The sequence below is a fragment of the Ruegeria sp. AF3 genome (genome assembly GCF_056536285.1).
Window position 1 is genome coordinate 1,897,399 of the sequence record NZ_JBQFJM010000001.1, and the last position, 21,665, is coordinate 1,919,063.

Sequence of the window (21,665 nt, forward strand, 5' to 3'; positions counted from 1 at the left end):
CTAGCGCTGCACCAACCCCTCAATGGGTAAACCGCCCATTCCCTGATGGAGAACAAAATGAGTCGAGTTTCTGTTGTTGCTCTGCTCGCGTCATTCCTTGCCCTTCCGGCCGCTGCCTTGCCGGTAGGACTGGACACGGACGGTGATGGTCTGGCTTCGCTGACCGAGCTACAGACAAAGTACCCCGATATTACCAGTGAGAGCTTTGCCGAAATTGACACGGATGCCGATGGTTTCGTCAATGACGAAGAAATGGTCGCCGCGGTCGAGGCCGAGTTGCTTCCTGATCCCAAAGGTGACGAATAAGCCGGGGTTGCCAAGAACATGAGAAACCCCTCTCCACCCTACAGGTGGATGCTTGCCGGGATGGGTATCTGGTTAGTGCTGTCCCCATTTGTACTGTTCAGCCAGAAAACCCTAGCTCACGGTTCGTCTGACCGTGAGTCGCTCGCCTTCATGACGATCGGTATTGGTGTGTTGGTCATGTCAGGCGCTAGCGGCCGGGGCCACCTTCTCGCACGGGTGGCTCCGGTATTGGCGGTCGGGGCAATACTGATCGCCGCGCCGGAGGTGCTGCATTTTACCGGTCATGGTGTGGCAGTGGCAAATGCTTGGCTCACGGGATCTGCGCTGATCGCGCTCGCCGCTTGGGAGGCGCTGGCGAGCAACAGATTGCGTGCGATCCTGTAGGCTGGCGCGGGGCGGACAACTGCCCCGCGTTTTCTTTTGGCTCCAAAATCTAAATGATCTCGTCCTCATCGAACATCGGATCGCCGTCAAGCTGGCTGGCAATCGTATCGACCCGCATTTCGACATCCGAGCCGGTCGTTTCAGCAATATGAAACAACGCGTCGCCTTCATGAACGACAGGCAGATTTGTACGCCCAACGATGATACCCGTGGTTTCGCAGATGATATCGGTCCTGAGTTCTCCGAACGGGTCGGAAATGCGTCCAAGCAGGTCACCGGCGGCCACGTATTCTCCGGCGGCTTTGAAAGTCCGCAACAGGCCACCGGCGGGCGCGCGCATCCACGAGCTTGACCTGACATGGACAGGCTTTTCGCGCACAGCGGCGATGCCACGCTTCGCAACCATTCCCTTTGCGTTCATCACCCGAAGGATGCCTGCAACCCCCGCCCGCGCAGACAGTTCGTCGAAACGCAGACCCTCACCACCCTCGAACAGCAGGATATCCACACCACGCTCTTGCGCGGCCTTGCGCAGTGACCCGTCGCGCAGCTTTGAAATCAGCACAACAGGCGCACCGAACGCATCAGCGTATTTGAGGGTGACATCCGAAGCCGGAGAGACGCGGATCTGCGGCAGATTGGTGCGGTGTATCGCGGCAGAATGAAGATCAATCCCCAGGTCCGACCGCTCGACGATCTCGGTCATGAAAAGATGCGCCAGCCGACCGGCCAGCGACCCTCCTTCGCTGCCGGGGAAGGATCGGTTCAGGTCGCGCCTGTCAGGAAGGTATCGGGAATGTGTCATGAAACCAAAGGCATTCACGATCGGGATAACCAGCAAGGTACCCGCAAGCTTGTCAAGCTGTGGCGCCCGAAGCAGCCGCCGTGCGATCTCCACGCCGATCACCTCATCGCCGTGAACGGCGGCACTGACAAACAGGACCGGTCCGGGGCGGCGGCCGTGAACCACGTGTACTGACATGCTCACTGGGGTATGATCCGACAGCACGCTGACCGGCAAATCCAGAGTGGTTCGTGTACCGGGCGGTACGCGAAAACCCCCGATTTCAAAGGGACCGCGCATCGCCTCTACCCACGGCCTCGTGTCTTCGTGTTGCCTTTGGCCGCATTCTTTTCGAGAAATTCGATGATTTTGCCCGCGACATCGATGCCGGTGGCCTTTTCAACGCCTTCAAGCCCGGGTGAGGAGTTCACTTCCATAACCACGGCACCGTGATTGGCCCGCAGCATATCGACACCACAGACATTCAGGCCCATCGCTTTGGCCGCACGCACGGCTGTCGAGCGTTCCTCGGGCGAGATTCTGATGGGCTTGGCGCTGCCACCCCGATGCAGGTTTGATCTGAACTCGCCCTCGGCCCCTTTTCGTTGCATCGCCGCGATCACCTTTCCACCGACCACAAGCGCACGAATATCCGTGCCGCCTGCTTCCTTGATGAACTCCTGTACCATGATGTTGACCTTGGCACCGCGAAACGCCTCGACCACGGATTTTGCCGACCGGTTTGAATCCGCAAGCACCACGCCGATGCCCTGCGTGCCCTCCAGCAGCTTGACCACCAGCGGAGCGTCCCCTGCCAGTTTGAGAACTTCGTCGGTCTGTTTCGGGTCATGCGCGAAGGTGGTGACCGGCAATCCGATCCCGTCACGTGCCATCAGCTGCATGGACCGCAACTTGTCACGGGATCTGCCAATTGCAACCGACTCGTTGAGCGGAAAGACACCCATGATTTCGAACTGCCGCAACACGGCCAGCCCATAGAATGTGACCGAAGCGCCGATCCGTGGGATCACCGCGTCATAGCGCCCAAGCTTCTTACCGTCGTAATAAACCTCGGGTCGGCGCGACGCGATATTCATGTAACAGCGTAGCGTGTTCACGATATCCAACTGGTGCCCGCGTTGTTCAGCAGCCTCTTTCAGACGCTGGTGGGAATACAGGTTTGGATTTCGGGCAAGCATGACAAGCTTCATTGATGTCGTCCTTCTGCGTCCTTGGATCTTGTCTTGCTTTTCATCTTTTTCGGATCTTTTCGTGCATCCAGAAGATATGAGTGGCCGGGATCGACAAGGATCCCACGCCTGCGAATGGCGGTACGGCCAAGGATCAGATCAAACTCCATCCTCGCGCGATTAGCCAGCGAAACGTCGATTAGCCACCGATGCCGTCCAAGCAGAAGCTGTGTTCTGACGATCAACCGTCGTTCCGGAATGCCACCAGTGTTCTTGATTTCCCGCTCGTCTACAACCCGCGTACGCACCCGGCCCGATGACCGGCGGTTATGGACCGGGATCATGAACTCGACCCATCGTTCGCCATCAACCTCGAACACGGTCTGGTCCACGGCATGCAGGGCTGCGGTTCTGGCACCTGTGTCTATCTTTGCCGGAATATGCTCGATCCCGAAATCAGGCAGGCTGATCCGCTCGCGCCATCCTATGACTTCGGGGTATCCTGTTTGTTTGACCATGGCGACTAAGCCACGCTGTCATCATTGGCGCGCCGGTAATTCACAAACGAATTCGCGCTCATTACAACGTAAAAACTATCCATATCGATTAACACGTACCCAAGTTCAAAAAGCGCGATCGACAGGGCGCGGATATCTGTTTCATACAAACGCCTGCGCCTGGCGATCCGACGCACCAGCTTGTCCGGAATGCGATACCGTCCGCTGACCTTGCCGCCAAACTCCTGATCGTACAAGGCGGCCAGACGTTCGGCTGCGGCTGATATCCAGTCATTTTCCTGCATGCACTTTCTTACAAATCAGAATTTTTTTTGTCTATAGGCAAATATTTTCTGTTATATGGGTGAAAGTAAGAAACTTTTACCCCCACAGGTCGGCGGATGAGCGATACGGACTCCTTACCAAGGGAAACAGGGACGCAGCTTCAGCTGGCGTTGGAAAATCGCGACGGGGCGGCGCTGGCAGACCTGCTTGATCCGCTTTCGCTCAGCGATGCCTTGCGGGAATTGCTCAACCTGCCCGTTGACCAGCGAAGCGCCGCGCTCTCGTTGCTGCCACCGGAACGTGCGGCCGAACTGGTCGAAGAAGCGCCAAACGCGCTGGCGGTCGATCTTGTTGAGCGCATGGTTTCCGAACAGGCCGCCGAAATTATCCTCGAGTTGGATTCCGACATTCAGGCGGATGTCATCGGGGAACTTGAAGACGCCGATGCAGAAGCGATCCTTGCCCGGATGGACCCGGAAGATGCGGCGGATGTCCGGCGACTGGTTGAATATGACGACGATGTCGCCGGTGGTCTGATGGTGGCCGAAGCCTTCACCTTTTCCGATGGCGATACAGTCGGAAAGGTTCTGCGGCGTTTCGCTCATGAAGAGTACGACCTTGAACGTTACCGTGGCCAGCACCCCTACGTTTTGAATTCCGATGGCGTGCCTGTCGGGGTGCTGTCCTTGCGCAGCCTGCTGTCCACACGGCGAAGCATCAAACTCACCGATATCATGGTGCCCCCTATCACGGTTCCGGCCAGCATGCCGCTGGAAGAACTGGAGGACCTTTTCGATGAGCACCCTTTTCTTGGGTTGCCGGTTGTCGAAACGGATGGGAATCTTGTGGGTGTCGTTTCCCGCTCTGCCGTGAATGAGGCCCTGCTGAAGCGCGCGGAATCGGCAAGCCTGAAACGCCATGGTGTCTTTGGAGACGAACTGCGATCGATGCCTTTGCCGCTCAGGGCGCGGCGGCGGCTTCAATGGCTGTCGGCCAACATCGTGCTCAACGTAATCGCGGCCAGCGTGATTGCCGCCTATGAACAGACCCTTTCTGCCGTGATCGCTCTGGCTGTGTTCCTGCCGATGGTCTCGGATATGAGCGGTTGTTCCGGCAATCAGGCCGTTGCGGTCAGCATGCGCGAGCTGTCGCTTGGTCTGGTCCGGCCCATTGATGCTATGCGGGTCTGGCTAAAAGAGGTTTCGGTCGGCATCATCAACGGCTGTGTCCTTGGCCTGCTGATCGGACTCGTTGCCTGGATGTGGAAAGGAAACCCGTTTCTGGGTTTGGTGATTGGCGGCGCGCTGGGTTTGAACACGATCATCGCGGTATCGATCGGTGGCGTTCTGCCTTTGCTGTTAAAGCGCATCGGTCAGGACCCGGCGGTCGCCAGTGGCCCTTTGCTGACAACGATCACGGACATGGCAGGGTTTTTCCTGGTCCTGAGCCTTGCAACGGCGATGATGCCGCTCCTGAATTAGTGTTTTTCATGCGCCCTGATCAACACAGGGGTCGGGCGCTCAACCACGAGGAAGACATGACGATCTCAAGCATTGTCAAAACGCAGAACCTTAAAAAGCCGCCATTTTGCGACACTGACACAACGGTGTTCGATGCGGCCGTCACCATTGCGTTGCTGGATGTGAACGCGCTGGCGGTTCTCAGCGAAGGGAAGCTGGTCGGGATAATCACGGATCATGACGTGCTGCTGTGCCTGGCGGATTCCGGCTCGGCTTTCTACAAGCAGACAGTGGGTGACTGGATGACGGAAAAACCTGTCACCTGCGCGCTGGGCTCGAAGTTGTCCAGTGGTCTTAATCTGATGGCTAAACACAAAATCCGAAATCTTGTCGTAACTCAGAATGGAAAAGCAATTGCCATCGTCAGCAGTAAAGAAATCCTGGCACGGGTGCATGAGGAAGACGAGTTGGAGCTGAATGTGTTGCGTGACATCGCCCGCGGTGCTCAGGGCCAATCAATAGCCTGACACCCCGGTTCCATGTCTGCTCACTCTACATTCAAGGCCGCTATGGAAAGTCACTGTTAAAGATGGAAATGCTGACTTTCCAGGTGCCATCCGTCTGGCGTTTCAGGACGTTCACAAACTTCCCTTTCTCCGGCGGGTCAGAATCAGCGATAGCAAAAGACCCGACCTGATAGGCGGTATCTCCATCCACACTGAAATCGATCAACTCATTTGTATGCGTTCCACCGGTGTTTTCTTTCATTCTTTCACGATAGGCTGCGATGAACGCCTCGCGCCCGCGCAGCAGGGGTTCTCCGGGCGCCAACAACATGACGTCTTCGGTAAAGAACGCAGCGCAGCCAGCAGCATCGCCTCGGTTAAATGCCTGATTGTACGCTTCATCAAAGTCTTCGAGCACGCGCCTCATATCCATGACGGTCCCTTTCATAACCAACATTCACGAAAGATCGTTGCAGCCCTTCGCGCATTCGATTCTGCATAAGTAACGCAATATGGCCACAGCGTTGGCGGCACCTGACGTTAAATGAACTGGGCTTGGAATACCTGACGGCGAACGCAACTGATGCGAACGGACGTCCCAGCCACCGCCAGGATTCTGAATTGCGCGAACTGCCAAAGCAGGCTTGATCGCACATATGCACTGCGCTAGGCACCGAGGATGAGGAGACTTGCTGAAATGCTGTGCCGCTATGGCTTACGCCCGCCCGCTTGTTGCGGGTTTCCGACGGCTCGGGTCAGGATCGCGACTCTTCCTTTTTATTCGCCCAAGTCACCAAGCTGACACTGACATGCTGCGCATCACCGAAGATATTGCTCTGCAAGACTGGGAAATGACCGAAAGTTTTGTACGATCGTCCGGTCCCGGAGGGCAGAATGTCAACAAGGTGTCGACCGCAGTCGAGCTGCGCTTCGAAGCGGTACGCTCACCGTCCTTGCCCGATCCGGTCAAGGCCCGGCTAAAGCGACTGGCCGGGCGACGCTGGACCAAAGATGGCGCAATCATCATTCAATGTGAGGAAACACGCTCGCAGGCCCGCAACCGTGAAATCGCGCGCGCGAGGCTGGCAGAACTGATCGCCCGCGCGCTGGTCAAACCCAAACGGCGGATCGCAACGAAACCGACCTATGGTTCGGTCAAGCGTCGACTTGCCGCGAAAAAGGCGCGTGGCGACGTCAAGGCGCTGCGGGGCAAGGTGTCTGAAGATTGATCTGGCATCTTGCCGGGGCGTTGATAGTCTGGCCCGCAAAGGCTGCAAAAGGGCAACGTCATGAGGCTGGAGGGAAAAACCGCAATCGTCACCGGTGGTGCATCGGGTTTTGGCGCGGGGATCGTGCAGAAATTCCTGGCCGAAGGCGCACGCGTCATGATCGCGGACATCAATGGTGACGCAGCCGCTGATATGGCGGGGCAACTTGGGGCCGGGGTATTGGCGCACCAGGTCGACGTCGGCGACAGGGCTTCAGTTCAAAAGATGGCGGACACGGCACTCGCCGCCTTTGGGGCGCTCGATATTCTGGTAAACAACGCAGGTGTCACCCACTTGCCAACCCCTCTGGAAAATGTCACCGAGGATGATTTCGACCGGGTCTTCAAGGTGAACATGAAGTCCGTCTATCTGACCGCCCGGGCATTTGTTCCCCATATGAAGGCGCGCGGCGCGGGTGCAATTCTGAACGTAGCCTCGACGGCGGGCCTGTCTCCGCGCCCGAATCTGAACTGGTACAACGCGTCCAAAGGGTGGATGATCACGGCAACCAAGACCATGGCGGTCGAACTGGCCCCAACCGGCATACGCGTGAACGCGATCTGCCCAGTGGCGGGCGAAACACCGCTGTTGAAATCTTTCATGGGCGAAGACACGCCCGAGATCCGCGCCAAGTTCCTGGCGACCATCCCACTGGGACGGTTTTCAACACCCGAAGATATGGCCAACGCCGCCTGTTTCCTGTGTTCGGACGAGGCCAGCATGATCACCGGCACCGCGCTCGAGGTCGATGGCGGCCGATGTATCTGATCCGATCTTCATCTGGCCAAAAATATCCCCGCCGGAGGCAGCGCGCGCCCGCGCGCTTCCCCGCACCAATCCCGAGTTCAAGATGATCCCTGGACCAAGAAACCTGATTACCGATGTCCCCGGCCTGGCAGTTGGAAACGCTCAGGACGATGCGCTGAAGTCCGGGACCACGGTCCTCACGGCAGATAAACCGTTCGTTGCGTCGGTCCATGTGATGGGCGGTGCACCGGGTACGCGCGAAACCGATCTGCTTGCGCCTGATAAAACCGTCACAGGGGTGGACGCGCTGGTTCTGTCCGGCGGATCGGCCTTTGGACTGGACGCCTGCTCGGGTGTTTCAGATGCGATGTGGGGTGAAGGGCGCGGGTTTCCCGTCGGTTCAGCGAAGGTTCCGATCATTCCCGGCGCGATCCTGTTTGACCTGCTCAATGGCGGTGCAAAGGATTGGGCGGAAAACCCCTATCGTGCGCTGGGGCGGGCTGCTTATCTGGGCGCTTCAAGAGATTTTGATTTGGGGTCCGTCGGGGCGGGCACCGGGGCGTTGGCCGCAATGCAGAAGGGCGGGCTTGGCTCTGCCTCGTCCATTCTGCCTGATGGAGTCACGGTCGGGGCACTCGTTGCGGCGAACCCGCTGGGCAGTGTCACAACACCGGGTGACCGGCACTTTTGGGCGGCGCCCTTTGAACAAGATGCAGAATTTGGCGGGCTAGGCCCCGATATGTCGCCGGATCAAAGCCGGATCTGCCCCAGCCGAAAAGCGATGGCCATGAGGCCAGCGCAACCCGAGCGGACAAACACGACCATCGCCATCGTTGCCACGGATGCCGCATTGACCAAACCACAATGCCAAAGGTTGGCCGTTGCCGCCCACGACGGAATTGCCCGGGCGATCCTTCCCGCACACACACCCGGCGACGGTGATCTGGTTTTTGGCGTCAGTACCGGCGCCCGCCCCATCGCATCCGAAGCCGATCTCGCTCTGATCGGGCACTCGGCTTCGCTGTGCCTGTCCCGGGCCATTGCGCGGGCGGTCTATCTGGCGACCCCGGCGGAAGGAGACCTGTTGCCCTGCTGGACCACTGTACATGACTTAAGTTAAGGACACACCATGTGTCGCAGTGGCACTGTAGATGCGCGCGGCAATCCGCGCGTTGACACTTTTATGCGCCGGGGGTCCATTCGGTGCAGCCAATTTGTATCGGAGCACAAGCTATGAATCGTATCCTCACTATCGCAATCGCTGGCCTGCTGGCGCTGCCCGCTCATGCCGAAGGCGATGCCGAAGCCGGTGAGAAAGCTTTCAACAAATGCAAGTCCTGCCACATGATCGCTGATCCGGCCGGAGAAGTCATCGTCAAAGGCGGAAAAACCGGCCCCAACCTCTATGGCGTCGCTGGCCGCACTGCCGGAACCTACGAAGACTTCAAATATGGCGACAGCATCGTCGCAGCCGGTGAGAAGGGTTTGGTCTGGGATGAGACGTCCTTTGTGGAATACACGCAGGACCCTAAGGGCTTCCTGCAATCTTATCTGGACGACACCGCTGCCAAGTCGAAAATGACCTTCAAGCTGAAAAGTGGCAGTGAAGACGTCTTTGCCTATATCGTCAGTGTATCAGGCGAATAAACGCTAACATTGTGCACCCACGCACAAGGACCAAAGGCCGCAGCCCCTGCGGCCTTTGGTGCGATTGATACCAGTGTAGAACAGCGCCACTTTGGTATCTGACGGCAAACCGCAGAGTGTGCCGCAACGCCAAGCCGACCCGGCAATAGCTAAACCCAACATCAGCGCCCGTCAGGCGGATTGGCAACAGGAGAGGACAGATGGGCATTATGATCCCGGCTTGGGTCAATGGTGAATTGACCCCGGTAGACAAACTTGAAGCTCACGAAAAGGGCCTCAAGCACAAGGCCGTGTCGGTGTTTGTCGTAAGGGGCACCGAGATTTTGTTGCAGCGCAGGGCGCTGGGCAAGTACCACACGCCCGGCCTGTGGGCGAACACTTGCTGCACGCATCCCGACTGGGACGAAAGCTCGTCAACCTGCGCCGTGCGCCGCTTGAACGAAGAGCTGGGGATTACAGGTCTTTACCCTGAATACCGTCACCGTTTGGAATACCACGCCGATGTTGGGAACGGCATGGTGGAAAACGAAGTTGTCGACGTTTTTCTGGCCCATGTGCGCGGACCGCTGAAAATCGCACCTAATCCGGACGAAGTCATGGATATCCGCTGGATCGACTACCATGACCTGTTGGCCGAAGTGGCCCGCCACCCGGACCGGTTTACACCGTGGCTCAAGATCTACCTGCACAACCATGCGGACACGATTTTCGGCCCGGACCTGATCATTTCTGCCAAATCCTGACGCACTCCGAAAATCCCTGCCTTGCAAGGGCGGCCCAAGCCGCCTAAATCAACGCGTCATGGCCAAGCAGAAGACAGACCCGAATTACAAGGTAATCGCCGAAAACCGGCGCGCCCGCTTCGATTACGCAATCGAAGAGGACATTGAATGTGGCATCATCCTGCAAGGGTCCGAGGTCAAATCCCTGCGCGCGGGCGGCTCGAACATCGCCGAAAGCTATGCCACGGTCGATGACGGAGAGCTCTGGCTGGTCAACAGCTATATCGCGCCGTATGAGCAGGCCAAGATGTTCAAGCACGAAGAACGTCGCCGCCGCAAACTGCTGGTGTCCCGCAAGCAGATGTCGAACCTGTGGAACGCGACGCAGCGCAAGGGCATGACTCTGGTGCCGCTGGTTCTGTATTTCAACCACAGAGGACTGGCCAAGGTTAAAATCGGCATCGCCAAGGGTAAGAAAACCCACGACAAGCGCGAAACTCAGGCCAAGCGTGACTGGTCAAGGCAGAAGCAGCGCTTGTTGAAAGATCACAGCTAGAACGCCATCGCCGCCTGAACCGCCCGTTGCCAGCGATCATAGGCCGCGTCGCGTTCGGCTTGTTCTTGCGTGGGCTCGAACCGGCGGTCCAGCGCCCATGTTTGGGCAAAACCGGCCTGATCCGGGTATATCCCGGCTTTCATACCTGCCAGCCATGCGGCGCCAAGGGCGGTCGTTTCCTGCATAACCGGGCGATCCACCGGGGCACCCAGACAATCTGAAAGACCTTGCATTGTCCAGTCAGATGCACTCATCCCGCCATCGACGCGCAGGATGACATCCGCCTCGGCCCCCCAGTCGCCCTGCATGGCGTGCCACAGGTCGCGGGTCTGAAAGGCGATGCTTTCCAGCGTGGCGCGGGCAATCTCGGCCCGGCCGGAATTGCGCGTCAGACCGAACATCGCACCGCGGCAATCCGGCTTCCAGTAAGGAGCCCCAAGACCCGTGAAGGCTGGCACCAGGATCACATGCTGGTTCGGGTCGGCCTGCGCCGCCAGATCGCCGCTTTGCGGGGCCGAATCGATGATCTGCAACGCATCACGCAGCCATTGCACGGCGGCCCCGGCGATAAAGATCGACCCTTCCAGCGCATAGGTGCGCTGACCGTCCAATTGGTAAGCGATTGTCGTCAGAAGACGGTTTTTCGATTCAACCGGCTGCGCACCTGTGTTCAGCAGTGCGAAACAGCCCGTGCCATAGGTTGATTTCATCATACCGGACTGGAAACAGGCCTGACCGATGGTGGCTGCCTGCTGATCGCCTGCCACACCCAGAATGGGGATGTTCCCACCAAGCAAGGTGGTTGCGCCGAAATCCGAGGCGCAATCCTGCACGTTCGGCAACATATGAACGGGTACATCCAGCAACTCGCAAATTTCAGCGCTCCAGGCGCCTTTGTGAATGTCGAACAGCAGGGTGCGGGCGGCGTTGGTGGCGTCAGTGGCATGGACACGACCTTCGGTCAGACGCCAGATCAGGAAACTGTCGATGGTGCCGAACAGCAACTCTCCGGCCTCAGCCCGCGCGCGTGCGCCTGAAACGGTGTCCAGCAGCCATTTGACCTTGGTGCCCGAGAAATAAGGGTCCAGCAGCAGGCCGGTCTGGGCGGTGACGTCATCCTCACACCCGGCCTGCTTGTATCGGGCGCAGATTTCGGCGGTGCGGCGGTCCTGCCAGACAATCGCGTTATGGATGGCCTTGCCGGTCTGCTTGTCCCAGACCACGGTGGTTTCACGCTGGTTGGTGATGCCGATGCCGGTGATCTGGTCAGCCGAAACACCGACGCTTTTCATTACCTCGCGACACACATGCAGAACGCTGGACCAGATATCCTCGGGGTCGTGTTCAACCCAACCTTCTTGCGGGAAATGCTGGGGGAACTCCTGCTGAGCGGTGCCAACACGGTTCATCTGCCCGTCGAACAGGATCGCGCGCGAGGACGTGGTGCCCTGATCAATTGCCAGAATAAAGGTCATGTCCGCTCTCCCCGGTGTCATTTTGCGCGACTTTAGCGCAAACAACGGCGCCGGGGCCAGAGCAGAAATCAGACCGGATCGACGGGAATATTGTCGATCAGGCGGACGCCATCGGCCCAGGCCGTAACGAACAAGCGCGCGGGTTTGTTGGCATTGGGCAGGCTTTCCAGCGTCTCGGCGCAGCGCAGATCGATATATTCCACTTCGGTAAAACCAGCGTCCAGCAATGCGGCTTTTGCGTCTTGCGCCAGCGCCGCGAAATCCTTGCCAGCGGCAAGCTTATCTGCCACCCGCCGCATGATCTCGTTCATGCGGGACGCGACCTTTACGCCCTCAGGCGACAAAAGCAGATTGCGCGACGACATTGCCAGCCCAGAAGGCTCGCGCACGGTTGGGCAGCCGACAACCTCGATGGGAATGTCCAGATCGCGGGCCATGCGGCGCACCACCAGCAACTGCTGATAGTCTTTTTCCCCGAAATAGGCTCGATCCGCCTGCGTTTGCAGGAACAGTTTGGCCACTACAGTGGCCACGCCTTCGAAATGGCCGGGGCGAAACGGGCCTTCCATCATGTCGGTCAAACCGGTCACGGATACCGTGGTGGAAAAGCCGTCGGGATAGATTTCCTGAGGGTCCGGCACATAGATCGCATCCACGCCATAAGGGGCCAGCTTTAGGGCGTCTTCATGTTCCGTGCGGGGATAGTTCGCCAGGTCTTCGGGGTTGTTGAACTGCTTGGGGTTCACAAAGATCGTCACGATCACCCGGTCACAGTTCTCCTTGGCGGCCTGCGCCAGCGACAAATGCCCTTCGTGCAATGCGCCCATGGTCGGAACAACGCCGATAACGTCACCTGCGCGGTGCCATTCTGTCGTCTTGGTCCGCAGTTCCGCCAGCGAGCGCAGGATCGGCGCGGTCACGTCTTTGGTCCTTTCGCCGGAGCCTGATCAGCAAACACATGTTCGTCCGCCGGAAATGTTCGCGCACGCACTTCGGCCGCGTAATCTGCGATGGCGGCTTCAGCCAACGGGCCAAGCTCGGCATAGCGTTTGACGAATTTGGGTTTGAAGGCGGTGAAAAAGCCGACCATGTCATCGACGACCAGAATTTGCCCGTCACAGCCGGCTGACGCTCCGATTCCGATGGTGGGGATGGCAACCTGTTCGGTGATCCTGTCGGCCAGACCTTGCGGCACTTTCTCAAGCACCACGGAAAACGCACCGGCCTCGGCCACGGCGCGGGCATCTGTCATGACGGTTTCGGCCTGTTCGTCGCGCCCCTGCACCTTGTAGCCGCCCAGCGTGTTGATCGATTGCGGGGTCAGACCGATATGCGCCATCACCGGGATGCCGCGCTTGACCAGAAAGCGGATGGTTTCGGCCATCTCGGCACCGCCTTCCAGCTTGACTGCCCCCGCACCGGTTTCCGCCATCAGCCGCGCCGCGTTGCGAAACGCTTGTGCCGGGCTTTCCTCATAGCTGCCAAACGGCATGTCGATGACCATCATCGCCGTGCTCAACCCGCGTGCGACGGCCTGACCGTGCAGGATCATCATCTCCATCGTGACACCAAGGGTGGATTCCAGCCCGTGCAAAACCATCCCGACGCTGTCCCCCACAAGAACAAAGTCACAATGCGTGTCCATCAGGCGCGCCATAGGCGTTGTGTATGCGGTCAGCGAGACCAGAGGCACGCCGCCTTTTCGGGCGCGAATATCTTCGGCGTTCGGGGCCTTTTTGCGGGCGGTGGCGCTCATGGTTGGCTCCTGCAGGGCTTATGTTGCAGTGCGGCATAGCAGATCGGCCGGGGCCAAAGAAACCCCGGTTGCGCGAACATTCCCTTGATTGACCTCAGGTTTAAAGGAACACTGCCGATAAAACGGCCCGGAAAACATGGGCGCAGATTTTCAGTTGGGAGAGTTCACATGACAAAACACGTGCTTCGAACATTCGCGTCGACCGTGGCGATTGGCGCCAGCCTGTTGGCGACGCAGGTTTTGGCCAAATCCGACATCACCATCGCCATGCAGTTGGAACCCCCGCATCTGGATCCGACCAGCGCCGCAGCTCAGGCCATCGATTCGGTTGTCTACACCAACATCTTCGAAGGTCTGACCCGTTTCATGGGCGACGGCTCGGTCGTGCCCGGCCTTGCGGAAAGCTGGGAGATTTCCGAAGACGGCAAAACTTATACCTTCAAACTGCGCGACGGCGTGACCTTCCATGACGGCACGACTATGGATGCCGAGGATGTCAAATTCAGCCTTGACCGGGCCACGGCCGAGGACAGCGCCAACGCGCAGAAAGCTCTGTTTGCAGGGATCGAAAGCGTCGAGGCCGTGGATCCACTGACGGTCAGGATCACCCTGGCCGATCCGAACGGCAACTTCCTGTTCAACCTTGCCTGGGGTGACGCGGTGATCGTCGCGCCCGAAAGCATTGAGAACATCAAGACAAACCCGGTTGGCACCGGCGCTTTTACCTTTGGCGACTGGGTTCAGGGCGACAGCATAACACTGAACCGCAACCCCAATTATTGGGGCGACCAACCGGCGTTAGAGACTGCGACGTTCAAATTCATCTCGGACCCGACCGCCGCATTTGCGGCCATGATGGCCGAAGATGTGGACGTGTTCGACAACTTCCCGGCACCGGAGAACCTGCCTCAGTTCGAGGCTGACCCGCGGTTTCAGGTTCTGGTTGGATCGACCGAGGGTGAAACGATCCTGTCCACCAACAACAAACAGCCGCCATTCGATGACATTCGTGTCCGGCAGGCGTTGGCCCATGCGATTGACCGACAGGCCATCATCGACGGCGCCATGTTCGGATACGGCACCCCAATCGGCACGCATTTTGCGCCACACAACCCCGCTTATGTCGATCTGACGGGCCAGTCCGCGTATGATCCCGAAAAGGCCAGGGCCTTGCTGGCAGAGGCCGGGTTTGAAAACGGGTTCGAGACAACTCTGCACTTGCCACCGCCATCTTATGCGCGCCGGGGCGGTGAAATCATCGCCGCACAGCTGGCCGAGGTCGGCATCACGGCTGAAATCATCAATGTGGAATGGGCCCAGTGGCTGGAATCGGTTTTCAAGGGCAAGGAATTTGGTCTGACCATCGTCAGCCACACCGAACCGATGGATATCGGCATCTACGCGCGGCCTGACTATTACTTCCAGTATGACAGCATCGACTTTCAGACACTGATGGAGACGCTGAACACCACCACCGACCCCGAGGAACGGACCCGTCTTCTGGGTGAGGCGCAGCGCCTCATCTCGAACGATTATGTCAACGGGTACCTGTTCCAGCTGGCCAAGCTGGGCGTCGCCAAGGCCGGTGTTCAGGGCCTGTGGGAGAACGCACCAACTGCGGCTATCGACCTGACTGCCATTTCCTGGTCGGAATGACACCAGTTGGCTGGGCCTGCTTGACGGGCCCAGTCTCACCATTGCGAAATGCGTTTCTTAACGATCATGAAAAGCTTTGTTGCCGGAATCGTTCTTTTTCTTTTCGCGTCTGTCCTTCCAGGCGCAGGTTTTGCGCAGGGCTTGTTCCAAGGACAGCAGGACACGCTAGTGGGAACCCCCGACAACCCGCTGCAAGTCGGGGTTGGTATCAAGATCGACCAGATTACCAGCGTCGATCAGCAATCGGAAAACTATGGTGCCGTGGTTGTTTTGCGGTTCGAATGGACAGACCCGGAACTGGCATTTGATGCGGCAAGCCTTGGTCGTGATTTTCGGGTTTTTGAACCGCCCGCTTTCGTGAAATACGCCGCTGAACTGGACGTCGTAACCCCGGCTTTTGTTATCCACAACCAACAATCCAACCGATGGATTCATGAATCTGCAGTTGCCGTGCGACATGACGGTCATGTAACCTTTGTCGAAAAATCCTCGCTGACTTTGCAGGCTCCGCATTTCAACTTTCGCAAATATCCTTTCGATACACAGGAATTTCACTTCGAAGTCGTATCGGTGTTTCCTTCGCAGTTCGTTCATTATCACTCGCTTGATGAATACTCCGGTCTGGGTGACATGCTTGGCGAAGAGGAATGGAAACTCGGCAATGCCAGGGCTCTGACTTCAACGACGACCGGTTTGTCGGGCGACGAAAGCGACCGGGTCGAACTTGTCTTTGAAGGCACCCGGCACCTGACTTATTACACCATCCGCATATTCCTGCCGATGCTGGTGCTGATCACAGTGGGATGGGCGCTTTTCTTTCTGGATGAATACCGAAAACGGATCGAGATCGCAGGCGGCAACCTATTGGTCTTTGTGGCCTTCAACTGGGCCATTTCCGCTGACTTGCCCAAGCTTGGCTATCTGACGTTTCTGGATTTCATTCTGCAATGCATGTTCCTGATGACAGGAACGATTATCGTCTTCAGCGTGATGTTGCGTAAATTGAAAGTTTCCGGTCGGGAAGAGACGGCCAGAAAGCTCGACAATTACGCGATCAAATGGATTTACCCGTTGGGATATGCCGCCATCATCGGCTATGCCGTCGTTGTCTTTCTGATGACGTCTTAGGCGCCGAATCCCACATCTATGTGGTTCTGAAATCGCGTGTATAGCTTTGGCTACCGGCTGTTCTGACCCTTGTCGGCGTTGCAGGATAGGGTGGCGGACACCGCGCTGCCAGCGACAGCGAAAATCGCAAGATTAACCATGCCCTGCTGATTGCCGTGGTGTCTGATTCAACGCAACAGATGTCGGATTCAAGAGTATCCAAAACCCGTTTTTTCGCAGATTCTGAAAAAAAAGGTCCGATTCATGCGATACTCTGGTTTCAAGGTCATCAAAGAGGCTCTTACCGGGCACAAAGGATGGACACCGGCCTGGCGCGAGCCAGAGCCCAAGCCACATTACGACATCGTCATCATCGGCGGTGGCGGTCATGGCCTTTCTACGGCGCATTACCTGTCCAAGGTATTTGGCCTCCGCAATGTGGCGGTGATTGAAAAAGGTTGGATTGGTGGCGGCAATGTCGGGCGCAATACAACCATCATCCGCTCCAATTACCTGCTGGACGGCAACGAACCTTTCTACGAGTTCTCGCTGAAACTGTGGGAAGGTCTTGAGCAGGACGTAAACTACAACGCGATGGTCAGCCAGCGCGGGATCATCAACCTGATCCACACAGACGCCCAGCGCGACGCCTTTACGCGACGTGGCAACGCCATGATCCTGAACGGCGCGGATGCCGAGCTGCTGGATGCCGAACAGGTGCGCAAGGAATACCCATTCCTGAACTTCAACGATGCCCGGTTCCCGATCAAGGGCGGGCTGGCCCAGCGGCGCGGCGGCACGGTTCGGCACGACGCGGTGGCCTGGGGATATGCCCGGTCGGCGGACAGCCACGGTGTCGATATCATCCAAAACTGCGAAGTGACCGGTTTCCGGATCGAAAACGGAAAATGTCTGGGGGTTGAGACCTCGAAAGGGTTCATTGGCGCAGGCAAGGTTGGCTGTGCCGTGGCCGGAAATTCGGGGCGTGTCATGGGCATGGCGGGTATGCGGCTGCCAATCGAAAGCCATGTCCTGCAAGCCTTCGTTTCAGAAGGTCTTAAGCCGGTTCTGCCCGGCGTGATCACCTTTGGCGCGGGACATTTCTATGTCAGCCAGTCCGATAAGGGCGGGCTGGTCTTTGGCGGCGATATCGACGGGTACAATTCGTACGCACAACGCGGCAACCTGCCGGTGGTCGAAGATGTCTGCGAGGGCGGCATGGCCCTGATGCCGATGATCGGTCGCGCGCGTCTTCTGCGGATGTGGGGCGGGATCATGGATATGTCCATGGATGGATCGCCCATCATCGACCGGACCGGCATCGATGGCCTCTATTTCAACGGCGGCTGGTGTTACGGCGGGTTCAAGGCAACTCCGGCGTCGGGGTATTGCTTTGCGCATCTGCTGGCAAAGGATGAACCGCACCCGACAGCCACCGCCTATCGGTTCGACCGGTTCCGCACTGGCCGCATGATCGACGAAAAAGGTATGGGCAACCAGCCCAACCTGCACTGAGGGGAGCAGCACCATGATCATCCATCATCCCTTGCTGGGCCCGCGCGACAGTTCCGAATTCGTCTATCTGGGAGACGCTTCGTTGATCAACAGGCCCGATTGGCTGGCCGAAGACGCGGCCGAAGCGTTTTATGACTACGCCTATCTGCGCGACAATCCAGCCGGCGAACACCGCGAGTTGTGGTTCCACGAGGGGGGCGACCGATCTTGGCTGGTTGTTACTCGCAACACCGCGACACATGAGATTTCCAAAGTGGAACTGGCCCGTGACGTGGCCCGGGCACAGGGGCGTTCCAAATGACTCAAGACAATAGGCTGAGTGGCGGTCAGATCGACCGCACCAAAACCCTGAATTTCAAATTCGACAATCGCAGTTACCATGCACATCCGGGCGATACGCTGGCCTCGGCCCTTCTGGCCAATGGCGTGCGCCTGATGGGCCGGTCGTTCAAGTACCACCGCCCGCGTGGCGTGCTGACTGCCGGTTCGGAAGAACCCAACGCCATTGTCGAGCTGCGCACGGGCAGCCGTCAGGAACCCAACACTCGTGCCACGACCGTTGAGATGTTCGAGGGGCTTGAGGCCCATTCCCAAAACCGATGGCCTAGCCTGAGATTTGACGCTCTGGCAATCAACGACAGGTTTTCGACCTTTCTGACGGCGGGGTTCTACTACAAAACCTTCATGTGGCCTGCCGCGTTCTGGGAAAAGCTGTACGAGCCGATGATCCGTCGTGCCGCAGGTCTTGGGTCATTGTCGATGCAGGAAGACCCCGATGAGTATGACAAGGGGTTTCGACATTGCGATCTGCTGATTATCGGCGCGGGTCCAGCCGGACTGATGGCGGCACTGACGGCGGGCCGGGCCGGTTCCGAGATCATTCTTGCGGATGAGGATTTCGCACTTGGCGGGCGGCTCAACAGCGAATCCTTTTCGCTGAACGACAGCGAAGCGACCGATTGGGTTAAACAGAGTGTCGCTGAACTTTCTGCAATGCCCAACGTTCGCATGATGTCGCGCACGACCGTGATCGGTGCCTTTGATCACGGCATTTATGGCGCAGTTGAGCGGACGGGCGATCATCTTGCTTCTCTGCCTTCCGGTAAACCGCGGCAGATCCTCTGGCGCATCTACGCCAAACGCGCCTTGTTATGCGCTGGCGCGACCGAACGACCCATCGCGTTTGAAAACAACGACAGACCCGGCATCATGCTGGCCAGTGCGTTGCGCACCTATGCAAATCGGTTTGCAACCACGGCGGCGCAACGTGTCGCCATCTTTACGAACAATAATGACGGTCACCGCACCGCTGCGGACCTGCACGCAAAAGGTGTTAGGATTGCTGCCGTCGTCGACGTCCGTGACGACGCCCCGACCAGCCATGACTATGAAGTTCTGCGTGGTGCGCAGGTCAGGGACACCAAAGGCCGACTGGGGCTGACCTTTGTCGAGGTCGAGCTGGCAGACGGGTCGTCGCGCACGCTGGACTGTGGGGCGCTTGGCGTCTCGGGGGGCTGGAACCCCAACGTGCATCTGACGTGCCATCAACGGGGGCGTCCCGCCTGGAACGACGATCTGGCGGCCTTTGTGCCTGGCACGGACTTGCCGCCTGGGCTGTCCGTCGCGGGGGCGGCGAATGGCGTGATGTCCACCCATGGCGCCCTGCAATCCGGGGCAGAAGGCGCGGTGCAGGCGCTGGGCTTGAAAGGCCCGCCGCCCGATCTGCCTAAGGCCGAAGATACCCCGATCTCGCAGACACCATTCTGGTATGTTCAGGGTTGCAGCCGTGCGTGGCTGGATCAGCAGAACGACGTGACTGTCAAGGATGTGAAGCTCAGCCATCAGGAAGGGTTCCGCTCGGTCGAGCACTTGAAACGCTATACCACGTTGGGCATGGCCACCGATCAGGGCAAGACATCGAACATGGGCGGGCTTGCGATCATGGCCGAGCTTGCGGGTAAGTCCATTCCGGAAACCGGCACAACGATCTTCCGCCCGCCCTATACGCCCGTTCCGATTGCAACCTTTGCTGGCCGGATGAAAGGCAAGGAGTTTCATCCAACCCGCCTGACCCCGTCACATTACTGGGCCAAGGAACGCGGCGCGGTGTTTGTCGAGGTCGGCAATTGGCTGCGTGCACAGTGGTTCCCGCTGCCCGGTGAAACCCATTGGCGGGAATCCGTGGACCGTGAAGTGCGCCAGACCCGCGCCTCGGTCGGGGTGTGCGACTGCACCACGCTTGGAAAGATTGATGTTCAGGGTGCGGATGCGGCGGATTTCCTGAATAGGCTATATTGCAACGGATTTGCCAAACTGGCCGTCGGCAAAACTCGCTATGGGCTGATGTTGCGCGAGGATGGAATTGCGATGGATGACGGTACCGCCGCGCGTCTGGCCGAGGATCATTTCGTGGTCACCACCACAACCGCCAATGCGGTCAAGGTCTACCAGCATATGGAATTTGTCCGGCAATGCCTGTTCCCGGACATGGATGTACAACTGATCTCGACCACCGAAGCCTGGGCACAATATGCGGTAGCCGGGCCCAATTCGCGCAAACTTCTACAAAAGATCGTGGATCCCGAGTTCGACATCTCGAATGAAGGCTTCCCGTTCATGGCTTGCGGCAAAATCACCGTATGCGGCGGGTTGCGCGCGCGGTTGTTCCGTATTTCCTTCTCGGGCGAATTGGCCTTTGAAATCGCGGTGCCATCGCGATACGGCGACGCGCTGATGCGGCGTTTGATGCAGGAAGGTGAAGAGTTCAATGTCGTACCCTACGGCACCGAAGCGCTGGGCGTCATGCGGATCGAAAAGGGTCACGCCGCAGGCAACGAGTTGAACGGAACCACCACCGCCCTGAACCTTGGAATGGGTCGGATGGTATCCAAGAAGAAAGACAGCATCGGCTCAGTCCTGTCCGAGCGTGAAGGGCTGAACGAACCAGATGCTTTGATGATGGTTGGCATCAAGCCTGTGAACGCTGGCGACAAGGTAACCGCCGGAGGGCATCTGATGAATGCCACGGGTCCCGTGGATGCTGCCCATGATCAGGGCTATGTCACATCGGCAGCATTTTCGCCGTCGCTGGACAGCCATATCGGCCTTGGCTTTTTGAAAAACGGCGGCGCACGTCAGGGCGAAAAGATGCGCCTTGTGTCGCCAGTGACCGATCTGACCGTCGAGGTTGAAATCGTCTCGGCCCATTTCGTCGACCCCGAGGGAGAACGGCTTCGTGCATGATCTTGTAGCAATAACCGCGCTGGGTGGAACCGAACCCAAGATCGACAGGGTCGGAAACGTAACCTGTACCGAAACTCCGGGTGTGGCGCTGGCCTCGGTCGCCGCTCGGCTGGGTCGGGAAGACAAGACCCGGAACGCCGTATCTCAATTGATCGGAGTGGAAACGCCTGGCGTTGGTAAGTTTACCGGCGGGCCGATCGTAGCCTTCTGGACCGGGCCTGATCAATGGATGATAGAAGCGCCCTTTGTGACGCATGAAGATCTGGCGCATCTGGTGAAAGAAAGCACTGGGGATAACGCATCGGTTTCCGAACAGACAGACGCATGGGTCAGGTTTGATCTGGACGGAGAGGGCGTGTTGGCAGTGCTGGAATTGCTAAGCAGTCTGGATTGCCGAAAAATGGCGGTCGGTGCCGCATCCCGCACGTCAATCCATCACCTGGGATGTTTCGTCCTGTGCCGTGCTTCTGGTTCGTTCAGTGTCTACGGGCCAAGATCGTCTGCCGGGTCACTGCATCATGCGATTGTGGCCGCAATGAAATCGGCGCTTTGAAGGCAAGG

24 protein-coding genes are annotated in these 21,665 nt (G+C 58.3%); 16 read left to right on the forward strand and 8 right to left on the reverse strand.

The features are described from left to right. The first annotated feature begins 57 nt into the window (after positions 1–57). Both ACR3FC_RS09550 and ACR3FC_RS09555 read left to right on the forward strand, forming a co-directional pair. The gene (locus tag ACR3FC_RS09550) at positions 58–306 is read left to right on the forward strand and encodes an EF-hand domain-containing protein (protein ID WP_480474506.1); all 249 of its coding nucleotides are present in this window, start codon (positions 58–60) and stop codon (positions 304–306) included. A gap of 150 nt (positions 307–456) precedes the next feature. Then, positions 457–690 carry a hypothetical protein gene (locus ACR3FC_RS09555; RefSeq protein ID WP_480474508.1) on the forward strand — a complete coding sequence of 78 codons (234 nt, stop codon included), beginning with the start codon at positions 457–459 and terminating at the stop codon, positions 688–690. Between the two features lie 49 nt (positions 691–739). Here ACR3FC_RS09555 and ACR3FC_RS09560 read toward each other — a convergent pair whose 3' ends face one another. Genes ACR3FC_RS09560 through ACR3FC_RS09575 form a run of 4 tightly spaced genes read right to left on the reverse strand, consistent with a single transcriptional unit; the run spans position 740 to position 3,466 of the window. Beyond that, a complete protein-coding gene (locus tag ACR3FC_RS09560; RefSeq protein ID WP_480474510.1) occupies positions 740–1,774 on the reverse strand; it encodes a succinylglutamate desuccinylase/aspartoacylase family protein in 1,035 nt (344 codons plus the stop codon). A 5-nt stretch (positions 1,775–1,779) separates the two neighbouring features. Next, complete coding sequence (rimK, locus tag ACR3FC_RS09565) at positions 1,780–2,685, reverse strand: 30S ribosomal protein S6--L-glutamate ligase (protein WP_480474512.1); 906 nt, start codon at positions 2,683–2,685, stop codon at positions 1,780–1,782. Continuing rightward, positions 2,682–3,182, reverse strand: coding sequence for an ATP-dependent zinc protease family protein (locus tag ACR3FC_RS09570; RefSeq protein WP_480474514.1), 501 nt, complete (start codon positions 3,180–3,182; stop codon positions 2,682–2,684). Before ACR3FC_RS09570 ends, rimK begins: the two co-directional genes overlap by 4 nt. Positions 3,183–3,187: 5 nt before the next feature. Next, on the reverse strand, positions 3,188–3,466 hold the full coding sequence (locus ACR3FC_RS09575) for a hypothetical protein (protein WP_480474516.1): 279 nt from the start codon (positions 3,464–3,466) through the stop codon (positions 3,188–3,190). A gap of 96 nt (positions 3,467–3,562) precedes the next feature. On the opposite strand from ACR3FC_RS09575, the gene mgtE reads away from it, so the two are divergent. Together mgtE and ACR3FC_RS09585 are read left to right on the forward strand one after the other, a co-directional pair. Then, complete coding sequence (gene mgtE, locus ACR3FC_RS09580) at positions 3,563–4,927, forward strand: magnesium transporter (protein WP_480474518.1); 1,365 nt, start codon at positions 3,563–3,565, stop codon at positions 4,925–4,927. A gap of 56 nt (positions 4,928–4,983) precedes the next feature. Then, positions 4,984–5,433 carry a CBS domain-containing protein gene (locus ACR3FC_RS09585; protein ID WP_480474520.1) on the forward strand — a complete coding sequence of 150 codons (450 nt, stop codon included), beginning with the start codon at positions 4,984–4,986 and terminating at the stop codon, positions 5,431–5,433. A gap of 40 nt (positions 5,434–5,473) precedes the next feature. Here ACR3FC_RS09585 and ACR3FC_RS09590 read toward each other — a convergent pair whose 3' ends face one another. Next, entirely contained in the window at positions 5,474–5,845 is a 372-nt protein-coding gene (locus ACR3FC_RS09590; RefSeq protein WP_480474522.1) for a YybH family protein, read from the reverse strand. Between the two features lie 376 nt (positions 5,846–6,221). On the opposite strand from ACR3FC_RS09590, the gene arfB reads away from it, so the two are divergent. The 6 genes from arfB (at position 6,222) to smpB (ending at position 10,352) form a co-directional block, all read left to right on the forward strand. After that, on the forward strand, positions 6,222–6,641 hold the full coding sequence (gene arfB / locus ACR3FC_RS09595; protein ID WP_480474524.1) for an alternative ribosome rescue aminoacyl-tRNA hydrolase ArfB: 420 nt from the start codon (positions 6,222–6,224) through the stop codon (positions 6,639–6,641). A 60-nt stretch (positions 6,642–6,701) separates the two neighbouring features. Continuing rightward, positions 6,702–7,448: an SDR family oxidoreductase gene (locus ACR3FC_RS09600; protein WP_480474526.1), complete on the forward strand. Its 747-nt coding sequence runs from the start codon at positions 6,702–6,704 to the stop codon at positions 7,446–7,448. Between the two features lie 82 nt (positions 7,449–7,530). After that, positions 7,531–8,547 (forward strand): P1 family peptidase, encoded by a 1,017-nt coding sequence (locus ACR3FC_RS09605; protein ID WP_480476872.1) that lies wholly within the window; start codon positions 7,531–7,533, stop codon positions 8,545–8,547. 113 nt (positions 8,548–8,660) lie between these two features. Further along, a complete protein-coding gene (locus ACR3FC_RS09610) occupies positions 8,661–9,074 on the forward strand; it encodes a c-type cytochrome (protein ID WP_480474528.1) in 414 nt (137 codons plus the stop codon). Positions 9,075–9,274: 200 nt separating this feature from the next. Continuing rightward, complete coding sequence (idi, locus tag ACR3FC_RS09615; protein WP_480474530.1) at positions 9,275–9,817, forward strand: isopentenyl-diphosphate Delta-isomerase; 543 nt, start codon at positions 9,275–9,277, stop codon at positions 9,815–9,817. 58 nt (positions 9,818–9,875) lie between these two features. Continuing rightward, a complete protein-coding gene (gene smpB / locus ACR3FC_RS09620; RefSeq protein ID WP_267365868.1) occupies positions 9,876–10,352 on the forward strand; it encodes an SsrA-binding protein SmpB in 477 nt (158 codons plus the stop codon). Here smpB and glpK read toward each other — a convergent pair. The 3 genes from glpK to panB form a co-directional block, all read right to left on the reverse strand. Continuing rightward, on the reverse strand, positions 10,349–11,827 hold the full coding sequence (gene glpK / locus ACR3FC_RS09625) for a glycerol kinase GlpK (protein ID WP_480474531.1): 1,479 nt from the start codon (positions 11,825–11,827) through the stop codon (positions 10,349–10,351). The genes smpB and glpK overlap by 4 nt on opposite strands. Before the next feature lie 68 nt (positions 11,828–11,895). Next, complete coding sequence (gene panC / locus ACR3FC_RS09630; RefSeq protein WP_480474532.1) at positions 11,896–12,747, reverse strand: pantoate--beta-alanine ligase; 852 nt, start codon at positions 12,745–12,747, stop codon at positions 11,896–11,898. Next, positions 12,744–13,583 carry a 3-methyl-2-oxobutanoate hydroxymethyltransferase gene (gene panB, locus ACR3FC_RS09635; RefSeq protein ID WP_480474533.1) on the reverse strand — a complete coding sequence of 280 codons (840 nt, stop codon included), beginning with the start codon at positions 13,581–13,583 and terminating at the stop codon, positions 12,744–12,746. Before panB ends, panC begins: the two co-directional genes overlap by 4 nt. Positions 13,584–13,751: 168 nt before the next feature. Here panB and ACR3FC_RS09640 point away from each other — a divergent pair, with 168 nt between their 5' ends. The 6 genes from ACR3FC_RS09640 (at position 13,752) to ACR3FC_RS09665 (ending at position 21,657) form a co-directional block, all read left to right on the forward strand. Further along, positions 13,752–15,239, forward strand: coding sequence for an ABC transporter substrate-binding protein (locus tag ACR3FC_RS09640; protein ID WP_209505161.1), 1,488 nt, complete (start codon positions 13,752–13,754; stop codon positions 15,237–15,239). 168 nt (positions 15,240–15,407) lie between these two features. Beyond that, positions 15,408–16,367 carry a ligand-gated ion channel gene (locus tag ACR3FC_RS09645; protein WP_480474534.1) on the forward strand — a complete coding sequence of 320 codons (960 nt, stop codon included), beginning with the start codon at positions 15,408–15,410 and terminating at the stop codon, positions 16,365–16,367. A gap of 243 nt (positions 16,368–16,610) precedes the next feature. Continuing rightward, entirely contained in the window at positions 16,611–17,861 is a 1,251-nt protein-coding gene (locus ACR3FC_RS09650; RefSeq protein WP_480474535.1) for a sarcosine oxidase subunit beta family protein, read from the forward strand. A gap of 13 nt (positions 17,862–17,874) precedes the next feature. Beyond that, positions 17,875–18,162 carry a sarcosine oxidase subunit delta gene (locus ACR3FC_RS09655; protein WP_480474536.1) on the forward strand — a complete coding sequence of 96 codons (288 nt, stop codon included), beginning with the start codon at positions 17,875–17,877 and terminating at the stop codon, positions 18,160–18,162. Continuing rightward, complete coding sequence (locus ACR3FC_RS09660; protein WP_480474537.1) at positions 18,159–21,104, forward strand: sarcosine oxidase subunit alpha family protein; 2,946 nt, start codon at positions 18,159–18,161, stop codon at positions 21,102–21,104. The genes ACR3FC_RS09655 and ACR3FC_RS09660 overlap by 4 nt, the downstream gene beginning before the upstream one ends. Further along, on the forward strand, positions 21,097–21,657 hold the full coding sequence (locus tag ACR3FC_RS09665) for a sarcosine oxidase subunit gamma (protein WP_480474538.1): 561 nt from the start codon (positions 21,097–21,099) through the stop codon (positions 21,655–21,657). Before ACR3FC_RS09660 ends, ACR3FC_RS09665 begins: the two co-directional genes overlap by 8 nt. Positions 21,658–21,665: the final 8 nt, after the last annotated feature.

Excerpts from the sequence above, each read along its gene's own strand:
- ACR3FC_RS09550 (WP_480474506.1), top strand. The coding sequence starts at position 58 with ATGAGTCGAGTTTCTGTTGTTGCTCTGCTCGCGTCATTCCTTGCCCTT.
- ACR3FC_RS09555 (WP_480474508.1), top strand. The coding sequence starts at position 457 with ATGACGATCGGTATTGGTGTGTTGGTCATGTCAGGCGCTAGCGGCCGG.
- ACR3FC_RS09560 (WP_480474510.1), bottom strand. The coding sequence starts at position 1,774 with ATGCGCGGTCCCTTTGAAATCGGGGGTTTTCGCGTACCGCCCGGTACA.
- rimK (WP_480474512.1), bottom strand. The coding sequence starts at position 2,685 with ATGAAGCTTGTCATGCTTGCCCGAAATCCAAACCTGTATTCCCACCAG.
- ACR3FC_RS09570 (WP_480474514.1), bottom strand. The coding sequence starts at position 3,182 with ATGGTCAAACAAACAGGATACCCCGAAGTCATAGGATGGCGCGAGCGG.
- ACR3FC_RS09575 (WP_480474516.1), bottom strand. The coding sequence starts at position 3,466 with ATGCAGGAAAATGACTGGATATCAGCCGCAGCCGAACGTCTGGCCGCC.
- mgtE (WP_480474518.1), top strand. The coding sequence starts at position 3,563 with ATGAGCGATACGGACTCCTTACCAAGGGAAACAGGGACGCAGCTTCAG.
- ACR3FC_RS09585 (WP_480474520.1), top strand. The coding sequence starts at position 4,984 with ATGACGATCTCAAGCATTGTCAAAACGCAGAACCTTAAAAAGCCGCCA.
- ACR3FC_RS09590 (WP_480474522.1), bottom strand. The coding sequence starts at position 5,845 with ATGGATATGAGGCGCGTGCTCGAAGACTTTGATGAAGCGTACAATCAG.
- arfB (WP_480474524.1), top strand. The coding sequence starts at position 6,222 with ATGCTGCGCATCACCGAAGATATTGCTCTGCAAGACTGGGAAATGACC.
- ACR3FC_RS09600 (WP_480474526.1), top strand. The coding sequence starts at position 6,702 with ATGAGGCTGGAGGGAAAAACCGCAATCGTCACCGGTGGTGCATCGGGT.
- ACR3FC_RS09605 (WP_480476872.1), top strand. The coding sequence starts at position 7,531 with ATGATCCCTGGACCAAGAAACCTGATTACCGATGTCCCCGGCCTGGCA.
- ACR3FC_RS09610 (WP_480474528.1), top strand. The coding sequence starts at position 8,661 with ATGAATCGTATCCTCACTATCGCAATCGCTGGCCTGCTGGCGCTGCCC.
- idi (WP_480474530.1), top strand. The coding sequence starts at position 9,275 with ATGGGCATTATGATCCCGGCTTGGGTCAATGGTGAATTGACCCCGGTA.
- smpB (WP_267365868.1), top strand. The coding sequence starts at position 9,876 with ATGGCCAAGCAGAAGACAGACCCGAATTACAAGGTAATCGCCGAAAAC.
- glpK (WP_480474531.1), bottom strand. The coding sequence starts at position 11,827 with ATGACCTTTATTCTGGCAATTGATCAGGGCACCACGTCCTCGCGCGCG.
- panB (WP_480474533.1), bottom strand. The coding sequence starts at position 13,583 with ATGAGCGCCACCGCCCGCAAAAAGGCCCCGAACGCCGAAGATATTCGC.
- ACR3FC_RS09640 (WP_209505161.1), top strand. The coding sequence starts at position 13,752 with ATGACAAAACACGTGCTTCGAACATTCGCGTCGACCGTGGCGATTGGC.
- ACR3FC_RS09650 (WP_480474535.1), top strand. The coding sequence starts at position 16,611 with ATGCGATACTCTGGTTTCAAGGTCATCAAAGAGGCTCTTACCGGGCAC.
- ACR3FC_RS09655 (WP_480474536.1), top strand. The coding sequence starts at position 17,875 with ATGATCATCCATCATCCCTTGCTGGGCCCGCGCGACAGTTCCGAATTC.
- ACR3FC_RS09660 (WP_480474537.1), top strand. The coding sequence starts at position 18,159 with ATGACTCAAGACAATAGGCTGAGTGGCGGTCAGATCGACCGCACCAAA.